The organism is Enterobacter sp. 6722112 (assembly GCF_058661685.1).
In genome coordinates this window covers 1,497,186-1,513,907 of record NZ_JBZWGR010000007.1, presented here as the reverse complement: position 1 = coordinate 1,513,907, position 16,722 = coordinate 1,497,186, and the positions used below count along the sequence as shown (strand labels likewise).

General features: G+C 57.2%; 16 protein-coding genes. 4 read left to right on the top strand and 12 right to left on the bottom strand.

The features are described from left to right. The first annotated feature begins 125 nt into the window (after window positions 1–125). Entirely contained in the window at window positions 126–3,242 is a 3,117-nt protein-coding gene (gene rne / locus AC4OVU_RS08705) for a ribonuclease E (RefSeq protein WP_491928659.1), read from the top strand. Window positions 3,243–3,282: 40 nt separating this feature from the next. On the opposite strand, the gene AC4OVU_RS08700 is transcribed toward rne, so the two are convergent. After that, window positions 3,283–4,236 (bottom strand): LysR family transcriptional regulator, encoded by a 954-nt coding sequence (locus AC4OVU_RS08700; RefSeq protein WP_491928658.1) that lies wholly within the window; start codon window positions 4,234–4,236, stop codon window positions 3,283–3,285. A gap of 94 nt (window positions 4,237–4,330) precedes the next feature. On the opposite strand from AC4OVU_RS08700, the gene AC4OVU_RS08695 reads away from it, so the two are divergent. After that, complete coding sequence (locus tag AC4OVU_RS08695; RefSeq protein WP_110292257.1) at window positions 4,331–5,542, top strand: MFS transporter; 1,212 nt, start codon at window positions 4,331–4,333, stop codon at window positions 5,540–5,542. 75 nt (window positions 5,543–5,617) lie between these two features. On the opposite strand, the gene flgL is transcribed toward AC4OVU_RS08695, so the two are convergent. From flgL to flgB, 11 genes are all read right to left on the bottom strand, one after another. Then, the gene (flgL, locus tag AC4OVU_RS08690) at window positions 5,618–6,571 is read right to left on the bottom strand and encodes a flagellar hook-associated protein FlgL (protein WP_017384730.1); all 954 of its coding nucleotides are present in this window, start codon (window positions 6,569–6,571) and stop codon (window positions 5,618–5,620) included. Window positions 6,572–6,587: 16 nt separating this feature from the next. Next, window positions 6,588–8,228: a flagellar hook-associated protein FlgK gene (gene flgK, locus AC4OVU_RS08685; protein ID WP_017384731.1), complete on the bottom strand. Its 1,641-nt coding sequence runs from the start codon at window positions 8,226–8,228 to the stop codon at window positions 6,588–6,590. Between the two features lie 75 nt (window positions 8,229–8,303). Next, window positions 8,304–9,257, bottom strand: a complete 954-nt coding sequence (flgJ, locus tag AC4OVU_RS08680; protein ID WP_017384732.1) for a flagellar assembly peptidoglycan hydrolase FlgJ — start codon at window positions 9,255–9,257, stop codon at window positions 8,304–8,306. Further along, window positions 9,258–10,355: a flagellar basal body P-ring protein FlgI gene (locus tag AC4OVU_RS08675; RefSeq protein ID WP_017384733.1), complete on the bottom strand. Its 1,098-nt coding sequence runs from the start codon at window positions 10,353–10,355 to the stop codon at window positions 9,258–9,260. A 12-nt stretch (window positions 10,356–10,367) separates the two neighbouring features. Next, complete coding sequence (gene flgH, locus AC4OVU_RS08670; protein WP_003857987.1) at window positions 10,368–11,066, bottom strand: flagellar basal body L-ring protein FlgH; 699 nt, start codon at window positions 11,064–11,066, stop codon at window positions 10,368–10,370. Window positions 11,067–11,123: 57 nt separating this feature from the next. Continuing rightward, entirely contained in the window at window positions 11,124–11,906 is a 783-nt protein-coding gene (gene flgG / locus AC4OVU_RS08665; protein ID WP_000625853.1) for a flagellar basal-body rod protein FlgG, read from the bottom strand. Between the two features lie 11 nt (window positions 11,907–11,917). Then, the gene (locus AC4OVU_RS08660) at window positions 11,918–12,673 is read right to left on the bottom strand and encodes a flagellar basal body rod protein FlgF (protein WP_003857990.1); all 756 of its coding nucleotides are present in this window, start codon (window positions 12,671–12,673) and stop codon (window positions 11,918–11,920) included. Window positions 12,674–12,693: 20 nt separating this feature from the next. Next, window positions 12,694–13,944: a flagellar hook protein FlgE gene (gene flgE, locus AC4OVU_RS08655; protein WP_033487242.1), complete on the bottom strand. Its 1,251-nt coding sequence runs from the start codon at window positions 13,942–13,944 to the stop codon at window positions 12,694–12,696. 26 nt (window positions 13,945–13,970) lie between these two features. Continuing rightward, the gene (flgD, locus tag AC4OVU_RS08650) at window positions 13,971–14,681 is read right to left on the bottom strand and encodes a flagellar hook assembly protein FlgD (protein WP_003857994.1); all 711 of its coding nucleotides are present in this window, start codon (window positions 14,679–14,681) and stop codon (window positions 13,971–13,973) included. An 11-nt stretch (window positions 14,682–14,692) separates the two neighbouring features. Beyond that, window positions 14,693–15,097, bottom strand: coding sequence for a flagellar basal body rod protein FlgC (gene flgC, locus AC4OVU_RS08645; protein ID WP_003857997.1), 405 nt, complete (start codon window positions 15,095–15,097; stop codon window positions 14,693–14,695). 3 nt (window positions 15,098–15,100) lie between these two features. Beyond that, a complete protein-coding gene (gene flgB / locus AC4OVU_RS08640) occupies window positions 15,101–15,517 on the bottom strand; it encodes a flagellar basal body rod protein FlgB (RefSeq protein ID WP_003857999.1) in 417 nt (138 codons plus the stop codon). A 157-nt stretch (window positions 15,518–15,674) separates the two neighbouring features. On the opposite strand from flgB, the gene flgA reads away from it, so the two are divergent. Together flgA and flgM are read left to right on the top strand one after the other, a co-directional pair. Further along, window positions 15,675–16,334 carry a flagellar basal body P-ring formation chaperone FlgA gene (gene flgA / locus AC4OVU_RS08635; RefSeq protein WP_023296301.1) on the top strand — a complete coding sequence of 220 codons (660 nt, stop codon included), beginning with the start codon at window positions 15,675–15,677 and terminating at the stop codon, window positions 16,332–16,334. 93 nt (window positions 16,335–16,427) lie between these two features. After that, window positions 16,428–16,721 (top strand): flagellar biosynthesis anti-sigma factor FlgM, encoded by a 294-nt coding sequence (gene flgM / locus AC4OVU_RS08630; RefSeq protein ID WP_003858002.1) that lies wholly within the window; start codon window positions 16,428–16,430, stop codon window positions 16,719–16,721. Window position 16,722: the final 1 nt, after the last annotated feature.

Sequence of the window (16,722 nt, the reverse complement as noted above, 5' to 3'; positions counted from 1 at the left end):
TCTTAAGCGAGCGACAACCGTGAGGTTGGCGACGTGAATAGACACGAGGCCATCGGTTCATACCCCGGAAAGCGTCACCTTGCCCGCAGCTTTGTCGTCAATGTAAGAATAACGAGTAAGTTACGATGAAAAGAATGTTAATCAACGCAACTCAGCAAGAAGAGTTGCGTGTCGCCCTTGTGGATGGGCAGCGCCTGTACGATCTGGATATCGAAAGTCCTGGACACGAACAGAAAAAAGCGAACATTTACAAAGGCAAAATCACCCGCATTGAACCAAGCCTTGAAGCTGCATTTGTCGATTACGGTGCTGAGCGTCACGGTTTCCTTCCTCTCAAAGAAATCGCCCGCGAATATTTTCCTGCAAACTACAACTCCCATGGCCGTCCGAACATTAAAGATGTTCTGCGTGAAGGTCAGGAAGTTATCGTCCAGATCGATAAAGAAGAGCGTGGCAACAAAGGTGCCGCACTGACCACCTTTATCAGCCTGGCAGGAAGTTATCTGGTATTGATGCCAAACAACCCGCGTGCGGGTGGCATCTCTCGCCGTATCGAAGGCGATGACCGTACCGAGCTGAAAGAAGCGCTGGCAAGTCTCGAGCTGCCAGACGGCATGGGCCTTATCGTGCGCACCGCAGGCGTCGGCAAATCTGCCGAAGCGTTGCAGTGGGACCTGAGCTTCCGTCTGAAGCACTGGGAAGCCATCAAGAAAGCGGCTGAGAGCCGTCCTGCTCCGTTCCTGATCCACCAGGAAAGCAACGTTATTGTGCGTGCCTTCCGTGATTATCTACGTCAGGACATCGGTGAAATTCTGATTGATAACCCGAAAGTGCTTGAGCTGGCTCGCCAGCACATCGCCGCGCTGGGTCGCCCGGATTTCACCAGCAAAATTAAACTGTACACCGGTGAAATCCCGCTGTTCAGCCACTATCAGATTGAATCCCAGATCGAGTCTGCCTTCCAGCGTGAAGTGCGTCTGCCGTCCGGCGGTTCTATCGTAATTGATACCACCGAAGCGCTGACCGCTATCGACATCAACTCCGCGCGTGCAACTCGTGGCGGCGACATCGAAGAGACCGCCTTCAACACCAACCTTGAAGCCGCTGATGAAATCGCCCGCCAGCTCCGCCTGCGCGACCTGGGTGGTCTGATTGTTATCGACTTCATCGACATGACCCCGGTTCGCCACCAGCGTGCGGTTGAAAACCGTCTGCGTGAAGCGGTACGCCAGGATCGCGCACGTATCCAGATTAGCCATATCTCGCGCTTCGGCCTGCTGGAAATGTCCCGTCAGCGTCTGAGCCCGTCACTCGGCGAGTCCAGCCATCACGTCTGCCCGCGCTGTTCCGGTACGGGTACCGTGCGTGACAATGAATCGCTCTCCCTCTCTATTCTGCGTCTGATTGAAGAAGAAGCGCTGAAAGAGAACACCAAAGAGGTTCACGCCATCGTTCCGGTGCCGATTGCCTCCTACCTGCTGAACGAAAAACGTGCAGCGGTAAGCGCAATCGAAGCGCGTCAGGGCGGCGTTCGCTGCATCATCGTGCCAAACGACGAGATGCAAACCCCGCACTATCACGTGCTGCGCGTGCGTAAAGGCGAAGAGACAAGCACCCTCAGCTACCTGCTGCCGAAGCTGCATGAAGAAGAAATGGCGCTGCCATCGGATGAAGAGCCTGCCGAGCGTAAACTGCCTGAGCAGCCTGCATTAGCAACCTTCATCATGCCGGAAGCCCCGCCGGAAGCGACGCTGGAAAAACCAGCGGCAAAACCTGCCGTGCAAAAGGCGGCCCCTGCCGCGCCAAAAGCGCAGCCTGTGCAGCCGGGTCTCCTGAGCCGCATCTTCGGCGCGTTGAAAAAAATGTTTGCTGGCGAAGAAGTTCAGCCTGAGCAGCCGAAAGAAGCGCCAAAAGAAGCGAAACCAGAGCGTCAGCAGGACCGTCGTAAGCGTCAGAACAATCGTCGCGATCGTAATGACCGCAACGACCGTAGCGATCGTAACGAACGCCGTGATAATCGTTCCGAGAACAACGAAGGTCGTGAACAACGCGAGGACAACCGTCGCAACCGTCGCGAGAAGCAACAGCAGAACGTTGAAGATCGTGAGATTCGCCAGCAGGCGGGCGATGAGTCCGAGAAGAGCAAACAGCGTGACGAGCAGCAACCTCGCCGCGAGCGTAACCGTCGTCGTAACGACGAGAAACGCCAGGCCCAGCAGGAAGTCAAAAACCTGAACCGCGAAGCGCCTGTTGAACAGCAGGACACGGAGCAGGAAGAGCGTACTCAGGTTATGCCGCGTCGTAAGCAGCGTCAGCTGACCCAGAAAGTACGTGTGGGTGCTGTTCAGACGGAAGAAAACGACGTTATCGCGGTTGAAGCAGCAGAAAGCACAACGGGTACCCAGGTTGCAAAAGTTGACCTGCCAGCCGTAGTGGAAAATCAGGTTGAGCAGGACGAAAGCAGCGAAAACCGTGACAACGCAGGTATGCCGCGTCGCTCCCGTCGTTCTCCGCGTCATCTGCGCGTGAGCGGTCAGCGTCGTCGTCGCTACCGTGACGAGCGTTACCCGACTCAGTCGCCAATGCCGCTGACCGTGGCGTGCGCGTCACCTGAGATGGCATCCGGTAAAGTCTGGATCCGTTATCCGGTTGCTCGCCCGGAGCAGGCTGTTGAAGAACAGGCTGTGACCGAAGAGGTGATTGCACCGGTAGCAGCGGTGGAAGACGTCGTGACTGAAGCGGCAACCGTGGTCGAACCGCAAGTTGTTGACACGGTGGCACCGCAGGCTGTGGAAGTGGAAACGACCCATCCTGAAGTCATTGCTGCGCCGGTTGATGCCGCTCCGCAGATCATTGCCGTAGAAGATACCGTGGTGGCTGAAGAAGTCGCGGAGGAAGCTGAGCCGGTCTCCGCAGCAGAAGAACCCGCAGACGTTACCGTCGAAACGGTGACGGAAGAGGTTGTTCAGGACGTCGAGATTCAGGTTGAGCCTGTTGTCGAAGAGGTCAAAGAGGCTGAAGTGAAATCCGAGCCGGTTGAGGTCGTTGCCGCTCCAGCGCCTGCTCACGTTGCTACCGCGCCGATGACTCGCGCCCCGGCACCTGAGTATGTACCTGAAGCGCCACGCCATAGCGACTGGGTTCGTCCGGCATTCAACTTCGAAGGCAAAGGTGCTGCCGGTGGTCACAGTGCAACGCACATGGCTACTGCGCCAGCTACTCGTCCTCAGCCTGTTGAATAACGCACGCTAAGACTGAAAGCCGACCTTCGGGTCGGCTTTTTTATGGCTGTTGCAGGGGCTTTCTCATTCCGGTGACCTCCGGCATTATCTGCCGCATCAGCTCCAGAAAACGCCGCAAGCGCGCCGGATAATAACGAGACCAGGGGTAAACCAGATGTACCGGTAACGCTGCCGGCTGCCACTCTGGCAGTAGATGCACCAGTCTTCCTTCCTGAATATCATCCTGTACCGTCCAGCTGGATACCACCGCCACGCCAAGCCCGGTGAGTGCCGTATTGCGCGCCACATACAGGCTGTCTGTACTCAGGCGTGGCGTAATGGTAACCCGCGCCGGGGCGGATGATGCATCGTGGAAAAGCTCCACATGGCGTTGATAAAAAGAGCTGATGGCGATCCAGGGAAGCTGCTGCAAATCTTTCGGCGTTTTAACCGCGGGATAACGGGCCAGTAATTCCGGTGAAGCCACCACCGAGCGCGGCACTTCAGCCAGCAGCACGGACACGGTTGCCGGATCGACTTCCACACCCACCCGAATAGCACAGTCAAGGTTGTCGTCGAGGAAATCAACCGAGCGATCGTTAAGCATCCACTCAACAGAAAGCTGGGGATAGCGCTGTAAAAATTCGGTTAACGGTTTCAGAAGCTGATCCTGGCCAAACGCGTGCGGGGCGCGCACCCTCAGCACCCCAACCGGTTCATCTTCCGTCTGCCCTACCTCGTCTTCCAGCGCCAGCCAGCTGTCAATCACCCGTCGGGCATGCTGATAGCAGCGTTCGCCGTCATCGGTCAGCCGGGTCGTATGGGTTGTGCGCAGCATCAGGCGTACTCCCAGCATGGTCTCAAGCGACTGCAACCGTCGGCTCACCGTGGCCTGGGTTGTTGCCAGCTGACGTGCCGCCGCAGAAAGAGACCCCGCCTCCACAATGCGAACAAACGTTCGCATCAGTTCTACCCGATCTATACGCTCAGACCTTTTCATACCATTTTTACCCATACGCCACACGTATAAGCGTTTTACCACCGCGCCCGCTACCGTCGCAAGGCGTACTGATAAAAAATAGCCGCACACGACGAATGAGGAACATCTTATGAACACAACCACCACCCGGGCCGTAAGCCGCTGGGTAATCTTAATGCTGGCGCTCGGTGCGGGCTTTAGCGTGGCATCCATCTATTATGCCCAGCCTCTGCTGCCGCTGATGGGCTCAGACCTGCATCTGAGCATCGAAGGCATGGGCATGGTCCCGACGCTCACCCAGGCGGGTTATGCCCTGGGCATCCTGTTTCTGCTCCCGCTCGGCGATCGTCATGACCGCAGAACGCTGATCCTGATAAAAAGTGCGGCCCTGGCGCTGTTCCTGCTGGGTTGTAGCCTGACCGGACAACTGCACTCCCTGCTGCTCACCAGCCTGCTGATTGGCATGGCCGCCACCATGGCGCAGGATATTGTCCCGGCCGCAGCGATCCTCGCGCCGGAAGGTAAACAGGGAAAAACGGTCGGCACGGTGATGACCGGCCTGCTGCTGGGGATTTTGCTCTCCAGAACCGTCAGCGGCGTGGTCGGTGAAGCCTTTGGCTGGCGGGTGATGTATCAGCTGGCTGCTGCAAGCATTGCCTTTGTCGGCGCGGTGATGTGGGCCGTACTCCCACGTTTTGCTATTAACTCCACGCTGAGCTATCCCGCGCTGATGCGTTCCATGGAGCACCTGTGGCGTCGTTACCCGGCACTGCGTCGCGCGGCGCTGGCTCAGGGTTTTCTGTCGATTGCCTTTAGCGCATTCTGGTCAACGCTGGCGGTCATGCTGCTGGAACGGTATCACCTTGGCAGTGCCGTAGCGGGTGGATTTGGTATTGCCGGAGCCGCTGGCGCGCTGGCCGCACCGCTGGCGGGTGGTCTTGCCGATAAGCTGGGCGCAGGTAAAGTGACCCAGCTGGGTGCCGCGCTGGTGACCCTCTCGTTTGCCCTGATGTTCCTGATGCCGGCACTGGGTGTACACGGTCAGTTGATCCTGATTGCCCTCTCCGCGGTCGGTTTCGATCTCGGCTTGCAGTCCAGCCTCGTGGCCCACCAGAACCTGGTCTACAGCCTTGAGCCGCAGGCCCGCGGACGCCTGAACGCCCTGCTGTTTACCGTCATTTTCATCGGAATGGCGCTGGGTTCGGCATTAGGCAGCAATATCTATACGCTGGCAGGCTGGTCTGGCGTGGTGGCTCTGGCAACCCTGTGTGGTGCCATTGCGCTGGCTATCAGAGTGATTGAAAGCGCCCGGGTGCTGTCCGCACAGGCAGAACGTGTGTAAAAAAAATGCCCAACCCGGACGGGTTGGGCAGTCAAAACATGCCCAGTTTCAAGACATGTCAAACAGGTCAGAGTCTTATTTGTTCATCTGGAACAAAGACATACCCTGCATATCGCTAAAGGCTTTATACGAGGCCTGCAACGCCGCCTGCTGCATGGTGTAGGACGAAATCACCGAGTTCCAGTCCACGTCAACCAGGTTACTCATCTGCTGCGTCTGACCCAGCGCGCGGTCTTCACCCAGAGCGTCCAGCTTGCCCAGCTCATCCAGCTTGATGCCGAGGTCGGCGCGCACGGTCAGCACGTTGTTGAGGGAGTTGCTCAGGCCACGGTTGGCTTTATCAATAGCCGCCGTAAACGCCTCGGCTTTCGTTTCATCCTCCCCAATCGGCGTATTCAGCGCTTCAATTGCGGAGTCGAGGATCTTGAACAAATTCGTTTCCGGCGCACTACCATCTGGCTCTGGCTTGGCATTGCTGGTGAAGCTATCGAAAACTTCAGTGCCCGTATGGCTAATTTGCATCGTGCGCGCGGAGTCAACCTGCTGGCTGATTGGCGTTCCGCCGCCCTTATAATCACCCGTCGCCTGGTCGAAAGCCGCCGCTTCGGTCTTGTAACCGGAAAAAATATAGCGACCGTTACCGTCCGTGCTGTTAGCCAGGTTCATGAGCTGATCGCGAATACCTTGCAGGTTCGTGGCCAGCGAAGCGCGGTCATCGTCACTTAACGTACCGTTGCCCGCATTGACAATCTTTTCCTGAGCAGCCTGGATGGCGGTTGTCACTTGCGATAACACGTTCTCTTCCAGCGAGACTTTCGTCGTAGCGAAGGAGCGTGCCAGCGCATACTGGCTGTTTTGCGTTTGAGCCTGAGAGAGCACAACGGCCTGCGAGGCGGCAATCGGATCGTCAGACGGACGGTTGATACGCTTCCCCGTAGACATCTGCTCGCCGTAGCTGAGCCAGAGACTTTGGGAGTTCGTCACGCCGCGCATGCTTTGCTCATACATCATTTGAGTACTAATACGCATTTTTTATGCCTCAGCCTTAGCGGATATTGATCAATGCATCAAACAGCGTGCTCGCCGTTTGCAGCACCTGCGCATTCGCCAGATAGTACTGCTGATAGCGTTGCAGGTTGCCATACTCTTCATCCAGGTTAACCCCGGAGATTGACTGCTGTTGTTTGGTCAGCTGCGTCACCACGTTAACTTTGGTTTCGCTGCTGGTTTTCAGCGACGCCGTGGTGCTGCCCACCGTACTGACCAGCGCGGCATAAGCATCGTTAAAGGTTTTGTTCCCTCCCACCAATTTGGCGCTCTGTAAATCCAGCAGCTTCTGGCCATTGGTATTGTCGCTTTCACCGCTTCCTTTCGCGGAGGCCATCGCCAGTTTGGATTCGTCGCTGATCGCTACGTCCATATTCACAATGACGTCATTCACCGGTTTGACGATGAAACTGTCTTTATTATCGGCTGAGCCGCTAATCTTAACGTTGAGACCATCAAACGACAGATTACCGCTGGCGTCAGGCTTGGCCGTGAAGCTGGTATTGTCCGACAGACGCGTGATTGTCCAGTCAGTACCGTTGTACTCAACTTTATAGTTTGTCGCCTGGACCTTTGTACTGTCCGTCATCGTGGCCGTAACGGACGCGCTTCCGGTGTTTTTACCGTTACTCAGCACTGCCGGAGAGCCAAAATCAAACAGCTTGCCGCCTGCATCCCCGTTGGCATCAAAGCCAGCCTGGTGCTGGGTATTCATGGCATCCGCAAACGCCAGCGCCATCTGGTTAAGGGTGTTTCGCGCCTGATCCAGATCCTGAGAACGGAACGTTAACAGCCCCCCAAGCGACCCCGTGGTGATCTGTTTTTCTGAGATCTCCACGTTGCCCGCTGCGGTATCCACATACGCAATTGTTGTACGCGCTGGGTCCGCACTGGATTTCACCGCCGCCAGCTGGCTGGCGTTGCTGCCCTGTACCAGGGTGTAACCGTTGGCGATAGAGATGTTGTAGGTGCCGCTGTCCTGTACGGTGACGTCCACACCGACAATCTTGTTCAGTTCACTCACCAGCTGATCGCGCTGATCGAGCAGTTCATTCGGGGATGCGCCCGCACCGACGCCAGTCAGCCGGGAGATCTGATCGTTAAGATTGGCAATCTGTTTCGCGTAGTTATTGATCTGATCGACGCTGGTAGAAATCGCCGTATTGACCTGCGCATCCTGATCGCGGAGATATTGATCGTTGGTTTTAAACTGGTTTACCAGACCATCCGCCTTCCCGAGTACCGTCTGGCGTGCAGCCGGATCTTCAGCGTTACTCACCAGCGTTTGCAGGCTTTTAAAGAAATCCTGGAGGTTGGCAGAAAGCGAGTTTGTGGTATCAGAAAGCACGTCGTCAATTTTTGACATCTGCTGGTAGCGCGTGGTCAGCCCACTGCTCTGGTTCTGCGCCGCGCGCAGCTGGTTGGTGATAAACGCATCATATTCACGCTGAACACCGGAGACATAGACCCCGTTACCCACCCAGCCACCGCCGGTCAGGGTGCTGTTTGATGCCCCCAGAATGGTGGTCTGGCGGGTATAACCTGCCACGTTGTAGCTTGAAATATTATTACTGACGGTATTGAGTGCCGACTGCGCAGCACTGAGGCCACTCATGGCGCTGTTAATCAAACTGGACATGGGGGTTCCTTTTATACGTTCAGACACGAGTCCTGATGAAGGTTATCGGCAACCTCCACCGGGACTTGAGAACTTTCAGAACAGATTTTCGAGATCTGTGCTATACGCTTTGCTGACCTTCTCAGACATGGATTTCAGCTGCTGGATCATGCTGGTCAGCTTGCGCGCATAGTTTGGATCGGTCGCGTAGCCAGCATTCTGCAATGCCTGAGCGCCCTGCTCTGGCGTGGCGGCCTGGGTCACGGCGGTGTAGCGCGGATTCCGGCTCAGCAGCCCGACATAATCCGACAACGCTTCCAGATACGAGCTGTAGACGCGGAATTTGGCTTTCACCTTCACTGCCGCACCGTTCTCATATTCGGTGGTGGTGATCTCGGTGGTCGGCCCTTTCCAGCTGGAGGTGGCCTTCACGCCAAAGATGTTGAAGCTCGGCTCACCGTTCTCCCTGCGGATCTGACGTTGCCCCCAGCCCGACTCCAGCGCCGCCTGCGCCAGAATCAGATGGTGCGGCACGCCGCTCTCTTCACTGGCAAGACGCGCCGGCAGGGAGAGCTGCGCCAGGAAGTCTTTGCTGTCGCCGGAGAGCGGCTCGTCACGCGTTTCTGCCGGCTTCGGCATCGCCTTACGCACCATCTGCGTCAGCGCCTGATTTTGATAACTGGTCACCTTTTCGAGATCAAACTTCAGCGGCACCTGCGGCGGGGCCTCTTCAGGCGGGAGCCCCTGAGCGGCTGCGGTCTGCTTCACGATCATGTCCGCCAGGCCGAGCCCCTTTCCGGCGGTCATTTGCTGGGCAATCTGCTGATCGTACATGCTGGTGTAAAGCCGCGTGGAATCACTGCTGAACATGCCATCTTTCGGCAGGGTTTCACGCATGCTTTTCAACATCATCTGTACGAACATGCCTTCCACCTGACGGGCAACCGGGCGGATATTCGCCGCCGGATCCTTGCCCGCTTTGGTTTTCAGCTCGTTGAGCGACTGGGCATCCCAGGCGGCACTGGTCAACAGTTTGCTATCGGTCAGCATTTAGATGATTTCCAGTCTGGCGCGCAGGCAGCCTGCACTTTGCATGGATTGCAGAATGGACATCAGATCCATTGGCGTTGCACCCAGCGCATTCAGAGCACGCACCACGCTGTTCAGGTTGGCGCTGGAGCGCACGCTCTGCAACGAACCGCCGCTCTGTCGCAAATCAATCTGCGTTTGCGGGGTCACTACCGTCTGACCGCCACCAAACGGGGTATCCGGCTGGCTGACGTTGGCCGAGCGGTTAACCGTGACGGAGAGATTGCCCTGCGCCACGGCGCAGCTGTCCAGCGTCACTTCGCGGTTCATCACCACCGAGCCGGTACGGGAGTTGATAATGACTTTCGCATCCTGCACCGGCACGTTCACTTCCATATTCTGGATATCGGCCAGCAACCGCACCTGGTTGCTGCTGCCGGTTGACGTGCGGATCTGCACGGTACGGGCATCCAGCGCGGTGGCGCTGCCGTAGCCCCGGCTGCGGTTGATGGTGTCAGCGATCTGCTGCGCCATCGTGAAGTCTTCGTTATTCAGTTGCAGGTTAATGGTGTTGCCGGTGCCGAACTGGGTCGGCAGCTCACGTTCGATGATCGCGCCGTTGGTAATACGTCCCCCGTTCAGCTGGTTCACCTGCACGCTGCTGCCACCCGCCGACGCGCCTGCTCCGCCAACCAGAATGTTGCCCTGCGCCAGAGCATACACCTGGCTGTCGACGCCTTTCAGCGGCGTCATCAGCAACGTACCGCCGCGCAGGCTTTTGGCGTTACCCATCGACGAGACAACCACGTCGATGGTCTGCCCCTGACGCGCAAAGGCCGGATAAGACGCGGTCACCATCACGGCCGCCACGTTTTTCAGCTGCATGTTGGTCCCGGCCGGTACGGTAATACCGAGCTGCGAGAGCATATTGTTCAGGCTCTGGGTGGTGAACGGCGTCTGGGTCGTCTGGTCACCCGTCCCATCCAGCCCCACCACCAGGCCGTAGCCAATCAGCGAGTTTTCGCGCACGCCCTGCACGCTGGTGAGATCGCGTATGCGATCGGCCTGCGCAACGGTAGCGACCAGCGACAGCGCCACGGCGAAGAGAAATTTATACATAGGTCACCTCGCTTACATCGGCGATAAGTTAAGGAAGAAGCGTTGCAGCCAGCCCATATTTTGCGCTTCGTTGATGTAGCCGTTGCCGACGTACTCAATGCGCGCATCCGCCACCTGGGTGGACGGTACGGTGTTGGTGCCGCTGATAGTGCGAGGGTTAACCACACCGGAGAAGCGAATGAATTCCGTACCCTGGTTAATGGCGATCTGTTTTTCGCCCACCACGTGCAGGTTGCCGTTCACCAGAACCTGGTCAACCGTAACCGTCAGCGTTCCGCTGAAGGTGTTGCTGGCGTTCGCACCACCTTTACCGTTAAAGGTGTTGCCGCCGGAGGCTTCCACATCCGCACGGGCGTTGCCGAACAGCCCTTGCAGATAGCGCGGCACGGTGTCGAAGCCAAAATTGGTTTTGCCGTCGCGGCTGGCGTTCGCCGACGAGCTCTTACTCGCACTGACGTTTTCCTGCAACACAATGGTCAGCGTATCGCCAACGTTACGCGGACGACGGTCTTCAAACAGCGGCTGATAACCGTAGTTAATCGGCTGTGCGGTCTGGAAAATAGAGCCGTTCACCACCGGCGCGGGGCCGGGAACGGGTTGGGCGGTAGTCGCACCCTGTACCAATGGTTTAGACGGGATCCAGGCACACCCGCTGAGGGTGACGGCCAGAACAGTCAGGATCGGATAACGAAACGCCGCGTTTTTTTGCATTGCCTTCATCTTCGAAAACAGGGAGCCGGTGCGACGTTTACCGCACCGGGCTACACCTTAGAGTTGCGTCAGTTTTTGCAGCATCTGGTCGGTCGTCGACACTGCTTTACTGTTAATTTCATAGGCGCGCTGGACCTGGATCATATTCACCAGCTCTTCCGCCACGTTAACGTTCGAGGTTTCCACATACCCCTGATACAGCAGCCCCGCCCCGTTCAGGCCCGGGGTACTTTCATTTGGCGTGCCGGAAGACTGCGTTTCGGTGTAGAGGTTCTCGCCGATGCTTTCCAGTCCGGTATCGTTCATGAAGGTGGTCAGGTTGAGCTGTCCAACCTGGACCGGCGCGGCCTGACCTTGCTGAGTGACGCTGACGATGCCGTCACGACCAATGGTGATACTCAGCGCGTTCGCCGGGATGGTGATCGCAGGCTGAACCTGGAAACCGCCCGCCGTCACCAGCTGACCATTCTGATCCACCTGGAACGAACCATCGCGGGTATAGGCGGAGGTCCCGTCAGGCAGCTGCACCTGGAAGAAACCCTGACCTTTAATGGCAACGTCTTTACTGTTGTTGGTCTGGGACAGGTTGCCCTGGCTGTGCAGACGCTCGGTGGCGACCGGGCGCACGCCGGTACCAATTTGCAGACCGGACGGCAGCGTGGTTTGCTCAGAAGACTGCGCCCCTGGCTGACGAATCGTTTGATAAAGCAAATCTTCGAAAACCGCACGCTGGCGCTTGAAACCATTGGTGCTGACGTTTGCCAGGTTGTTGGCAATCACATCCATATTGGTTTGCTGTGCGTCCAGACCGGTTTTCGCGATCCATAAAGAACTGATCATAGGGAGTCCTGTTAACTCATAGCCAGAAGTTGGTTAGCCTTGCCTGCGTTTTCATCGACGCTGCTGATGATTTTCATCTGCATTTCGAAGCGGCGGGCGCTGGCGATCATGTCGGTCATGGCTTCCACCGGTTTGACGTTACTGCCTTCCAGCACGCCGGACATCACGCGGATGGTCGGGTCGGCCTGTAACGTGGCGCCACGCGTGGCCTGCGCCGCCTGGGTCAGACGGAACATCCCGTCATCGCCACGCTGCACTTCGTTGCCTTCCGCTTTCACCAGCTTCAGACGACCGACAGGCGCAACGGTGTTCGCCGGGTCGCCCGGGTTTAACGCCGAGATCGTCCCGTCTGCCGCAATGGTCAGCTCGGACCCTTCCGGCACCGTCAACGGACCGGCTTCGCCCATCACCGGATGCCCCTGAATCGTCAGCTGCCCGGTGGCGCTTACCTGGATATTACCGTTGCGGGTATACCCTTCCCCGCCGTCCGCCGTTTGCACCGCCAGCCAGCCGTCCTGCTGAAGGGCAACGTCCAGCGGACGCGCGGTGTAATCCATCTGGCCTGGCGTCATGTCGGCGCCCGGCGTGGAGGCGGTGACCAGCGTACGCGTAGGCAATGACAGACCTTCTACCGGCACCGCACGCAGCGCGTTGAGCTGCGCACGAAAACCTGGCGTGGAGGCGTTTGCCAGGTTGCTGGCGGTAACAGCCTGCTGATTGAGCGTCTGGCTTGCTGCGCCCATCGCTGTATATATTGCGTGATCCATTGCGCTTTCCCGTCAGCTGCTTAACGCAGGTTAACCAGCGTGTTGAGGATCTGATCCTGGGTTTTGATGGTCTGCGCGTTGGACTGGTAGTTACGTTGCGCGACGATCATGTTCACCAGCTCTTTACTCAGATCGACGTTGGAGGCTTCCAGCGCGCCGTTAGTCAGCGTGCCGAAGTTACCGGAACCCGCGGTACCCAGCAGGGCAACACCGGAAGACTGCGTGGCAGACCAGACGTTATCCCCTTCGGATTTCAGGCCTTCGTTGTTGGCGAAGTTTGCCAGCACGATCTGGCCCAGCACCTGGGTCTGTTCGTTCGAATAGTTACCGACAACGGTACCGTCATCGTTGATCTGGTAGCTCACCAGATCGCCCGGCTTATAGCCGTTCTGGCTCGTCGCCACGATGTTGTTCGCACCGGTGTTTTGCTGCATGGAGCTCTGGAAACTCAGAGAGAACACGGCAGGATCCGCACCGCTAATGGTGCCTGTAGTGATATTGATAGCTGGGGTGGCATTTGGCGTAGCGCTTATTACGCCAGCAGCATTGTAGTTGTAAACTCCCGCCAGGTTACCGTTGCTGTCGAAGTTCATCTGTGCTGCTTTTCTTGCAGAAGCACCCGCTACGCTTCCATCCTGGGTATACACATCCCATTTGTTGTCAGCTGTTTTGACATAAAACAGGTTCATGTTGTGCGCATTACCCTGGCTGTCAAACACCGTCACGGTGCCTTTCTTGTTGTAAGAGTCAGGGGTGGACGGATCGAAGGCGACGGTTGGCGCGGTATCGGTGGAGTTCAGGTTGATCTGCTGAGAGGCCGTGGTGGTGGACTTCGCCGCCATCAGCGTCGTTGGGATGGAGATCGCCTGCGGATTCGCACCGGTTTGCACCGTAGGCGGCGTGCCGGCAACCGGATAACCGGTTAACTGAAGCCCCTGCATGTTCACCAGGTTACGGTTTTCATCCAGCTTGAACTGGCCGTTGCGGCTGTAGAACACGGAACCGTTGGCATCCACCATACGGAAGAAACCGTTCTGGCTGATGGCGACGTCCAGACCGCGACCGGTGTTGGTGGTCGTCCCGTCGGTGAAGTCCTGGGTGATACCCGCAACCTTCACGCCCAGACCCACTTTAGAGCCTGCAAACATATCTGCAAAAGACGCAGAACCGGATTTAAAACCATAGGTCGCGGAGTTGGCGATGTTGTTGCCAATGACGTCCAGGTTGGTGGCCGCAGCATTCAGGCCGCTGACCGCTTGAGAAAAGGCCATGACTTACTCCTGATAAGTATGAAGGCTTAGATAATCTGCCGAACTTCGTCGAGTGTGGTGGTACCGGAGGTACCCAAATCCAGTTTGTTGCCATCGCTACCCTTGATGACGCCCTGAACCAGGGCAAACTGTAGCGGCTGAGCCACCAGCTGAGTGGTGCCGTTGCTGGCGCTAATCGCAACCTGATACGAGCCGTTAGGCGCTTTAGTGCCGTCGGTCAGGCTGCCATCCCAGGTAAAGGTATGAACGCCCGCTTTAAGCTCGCCAATCTCAATCGTGCGCACCACGTTGCCGCTGGCGTCTTTGATTGTGGCGGTGACTTTGTCGGCCGGCTGCTGCAACTCAACGCCAAACGGCGTCGTGGTGGTGGTGGACGTGCCATCGGTAGTGCTGGTGCCCGCCAGAATCGTGGTCCCCGGGATCATCACCCCGTGACCGATCAGGTTGGCGGCCTGCAAGGACTGGCTGTTATCGATTTGACCGGAGACCGAGCCGAGCGTGGTGTTCAGTTTCTCAATGCCGCTGACGGTACTGATCTGCGCAAGCTGCGTGGTCAGTTCGTTGTTCTGCATCGGATTGGTCGGGTCCTGATTTTTCAGCTGCGCCACCAGCAGGGTCAGAAAGCTGCTCTGTAAATCGGAGGCATTGCTCCCGGTGAGAGAGCTGGAACCGGTCGCACTGCTGGTGCTGTTGACGCCGGTATTTGTCGGGTCATTCACGTTTACGGCGATGGACATGCGTGTCTCCTTTACTGGCCGAGAGTGAGTGTTTTGAGCATCATGCTCTTCACGGTATTAAGCACTTCGACGTTTGCCTGGTAGCTACGCGACGCGGACATGGAGTTCACCATCTCCCCGACCACATCCACGTTCGGCATTTTCACGTAGCCGCTGGCATCCGCGAGCGGGTTGCCTGGCTCGTAAACCAGCTTGTCGGGTGCCTGGCTCTCAACCACGTCCGCCACTTTTACGCCGCCCGTTGCCGCACCCGGTGCAGCATCAACCTGGAAGACAACCTGTTTAGCGCGATACGGTTGCCCGTCAGGGCCGGTCACGCTGTCGGCGTTGGCCAGGTTACTGGCGGCCACGTTCAGTCGTTTGGACTGCGCCGTTAATGCCGAACCGGCGATATCAAAAATATTCAGCAAGGCCATTTACTAATTGCCCCCCTGTAGGACGGTCATCATGCCTTTAATTTGCCCGCCGAGTAGCGTCAGACCTGTCTGGTATTGCAGGCTGTTATCGGCAAACTGTGTGCGCTCCCGGTCCATGTCGACGGTGTTACCATCAAGTGAGGGCTGATCGGGAATACGGTAAAGCAGGTCGGTCGTTGGCGCGGTCATCGCCTGAGCGGGAATATGACGTGAGGATGTCAGGGCCAGTGAGACACCCGTTCCTTCGGCACGTCCACGCTCCATCACTTTTTTGAGTTCACTGGAAAAATCAATATCGCGCGCCTGATACCCGGGGGTATCCGCGTTGGCGATATTGGCGGCTAAAATCTCCTGCCGCTGGGCGCGTAAATTGAGCGCTTCCTGCTGAAAACGTAACGCGGCGTCGAGTTTATCGAGCATGTCTCCTCCGCTGATGAGAAAATTTCAGTTCACAGCTTAAATCTCACCCCGTCTCCCCTATCGACGGAATAAGCGCAAAATGCGTCGCTATTTGTTGCGTTGATGGAAAACCACTGCGGGTAGAATTTGCTAAATTCTGGACATGGTGGAACGTGCGATGCGGACTTTTAAACGTGGCCTGGCGGCGACCCTACTGCTTTTAAGCCCTCTGGTGCAGGCTGAGGGGTTAGAGGACCAGCTCAATGCATTCTTTGCGCAGAAGCTGGCCGGTTTCAGCGATGACGTACGCGTGACCGTGCGCACCCCGCCTAACCTTTACCCTTCCTGCGAAGCCCCGTCATTTAGCGTGACCGGCAGCACCCGCTTATGGGGCAACGTGAACGTGCTGGCGCGTTGCGCCAATGAAAAACGCTACTTACAGGTTGCGGTTCAGGCGACGGGCAATTATGTTGTCGCCGCCGTTCCCATTCCCCGGGGCAGCCTGCTGCAACCTGACAGCGTAACGCTGAAGCGAGGCCGTCTGGATCAGCTTCCACCGCGGACGATGCTGGATATCAACCAGGCTCAGGAGGCGGTCAGCCTGCGCGATGTCGCTCCTGGACAGGCGATACAGCTATCCATGCTGCGCCAGGCGTGGCGGGTGAAAGCGGGACAACAGGTGATGGTGGTCGCCAATGGCGAAGGCTTTAGTATCAACAGTGAAGGAAAAGCGCTGAATAATGCCGCAGTGGCACAAAATGCCCGGGTCAGAATGTCCTCAGGCCAGGTGGTCAGCGGCACGGTCGGTCCTGATGGGAATATTCTGATTAACCTGTAATCTTTTTAAAGATTTCGCGGCGACTGCCGATAAATATTCAACAAATGATGATGTCAGGCGCAAACGCCGCGAACCCTCGATGAGGACAACACTATGAGCATTGATCGTACATCAGCCCTGAAGCCGGTTAGCACTGTACAACCTCGCGAAACGAATGAGGCTGCCCCGCAAAAAACGCGTCTGGAAAAAACGTCGACGGCTAACAGCACCAGCGTCACGCTGAGCGATGCGCAGTCGAAGCTGATGCAGCCAGGCAGCAGCGATATCAATATGGAACGTGTTGAAGCGCTGAAAACGGCTATCCGTAACGGCGAACTGAAAATGGATACCAGCAAAATCGCTGATGCGCTGATTCAGGACGCACAGAGTTTCCTCCAGAGTAACTAAC

Bases quoted from the DNA above. Each gene is read 5' to 3' on its own strand.
- AC4OVU_RS08660 (WP_003857990.1), bottom strand. From the start codon at position 12,673: ATGGATCACGCAATATATACAGCGATGGGCGCAGCAAGCCAGACGCTC.
- flgJ (WP_017384732.1), bottom strand. From the start codon at position 9,257: ATGCTGACCGATAGCAAACTGTTGACCAGTGCCGCCTGGGATGCCCAG.
- flgA (WP_023296301.1), top strand. From the start codon at position 15,675: ATGCGGACTTTTAAACGTGGCCTGGCGGCGACCCTACTGCTTTTAAGC.
- flgK (WP_017384731.1), bottom strand. From the start codon at position 8,228: ATGTCCAGTTTGATTAACAGCGCCATGAGTGGCCTCAGTGCTGCGCAG.
- flgL (WP_017384730.1), bottom strand. From the start codon at position 6,571: ATGCGTATTAGTACTCAAATGATGTATGAGCAAAGCATGCGCGGCGTG.
- AC4OVU_RS08675 (WP_017384733.1), bottom strand. From the start codon at position 10,355: ATGTATAAATTTCTCTTCGCCGTGGCGCTGTCGCTGGTCGCTACCGTT.
- flgG (WP_000625853.1), bottom strand. From the start codon at position 11,906: ATGATCAGTTCTTTATGGATCGCGAAAACCGGTCTGGACGCACAGCAA.
- flgD (WP_003857994.1), bottom strand. From the start codon at position 14,681: ATGTCCATCGCCGTAAACGTGAATGACCCGACAAATACCGGCGTCAAC.
- flgE (WP_033487242.1), bottom strand. From the start codon at position 13,944: ATGGCCTTTTCTCAAGCGGTCAGCGGCCTGAATGCTGCGGCCACCAAC.
- rne (WP_491928659.1), top strand. From the start codon at position 126: ATGAAAAGAATGTTAATCAACGCAACTCAGCAAGAAGAGTTGCGTGTC.
- flgM (WP_003858002.1), top strand. From the start codon at position 16,428: ATGAGCATTGATCGTACATCAGCCCTGAAGCCGGTTAGCACTGTACAA.
- AC4OVU_RS08695 (WP_110292257.1), top strand. From the start codon at position 4,331: ATGAACACAACCACCACCCGGGCCGTAAGCCGCTGGGTAATCTTAATG.
- flgC (WP_003857997.1), bottom strand. From the start codon at position 15,097: ATGGCCTTGCTGAATATTTTTGATATCGCCGGTTCGGCATTAACGGCG.
- flgB (WP_003857999.1), bottom strand. From the start codon at position 15,517: ATGCTCGATAAACTCGACGCCGCGTTACGTTTTCAGCAGGAAGCGCTC.
- AC4OVU_RS08700 (WP_491928658.1), bottom strand. From the start codon at position 4,236: ATGGGTAAAAATGGTATGAAAAGGTCTGAGCGTATAGATCGGGTAGAA.
- flgH (WP_003857987.1), bottom strand. From the start codon at position 11,066: ATGCAAAAAAACGCGGCGTTTCGTTATCCGATCCTGACTGTTCTGGCC.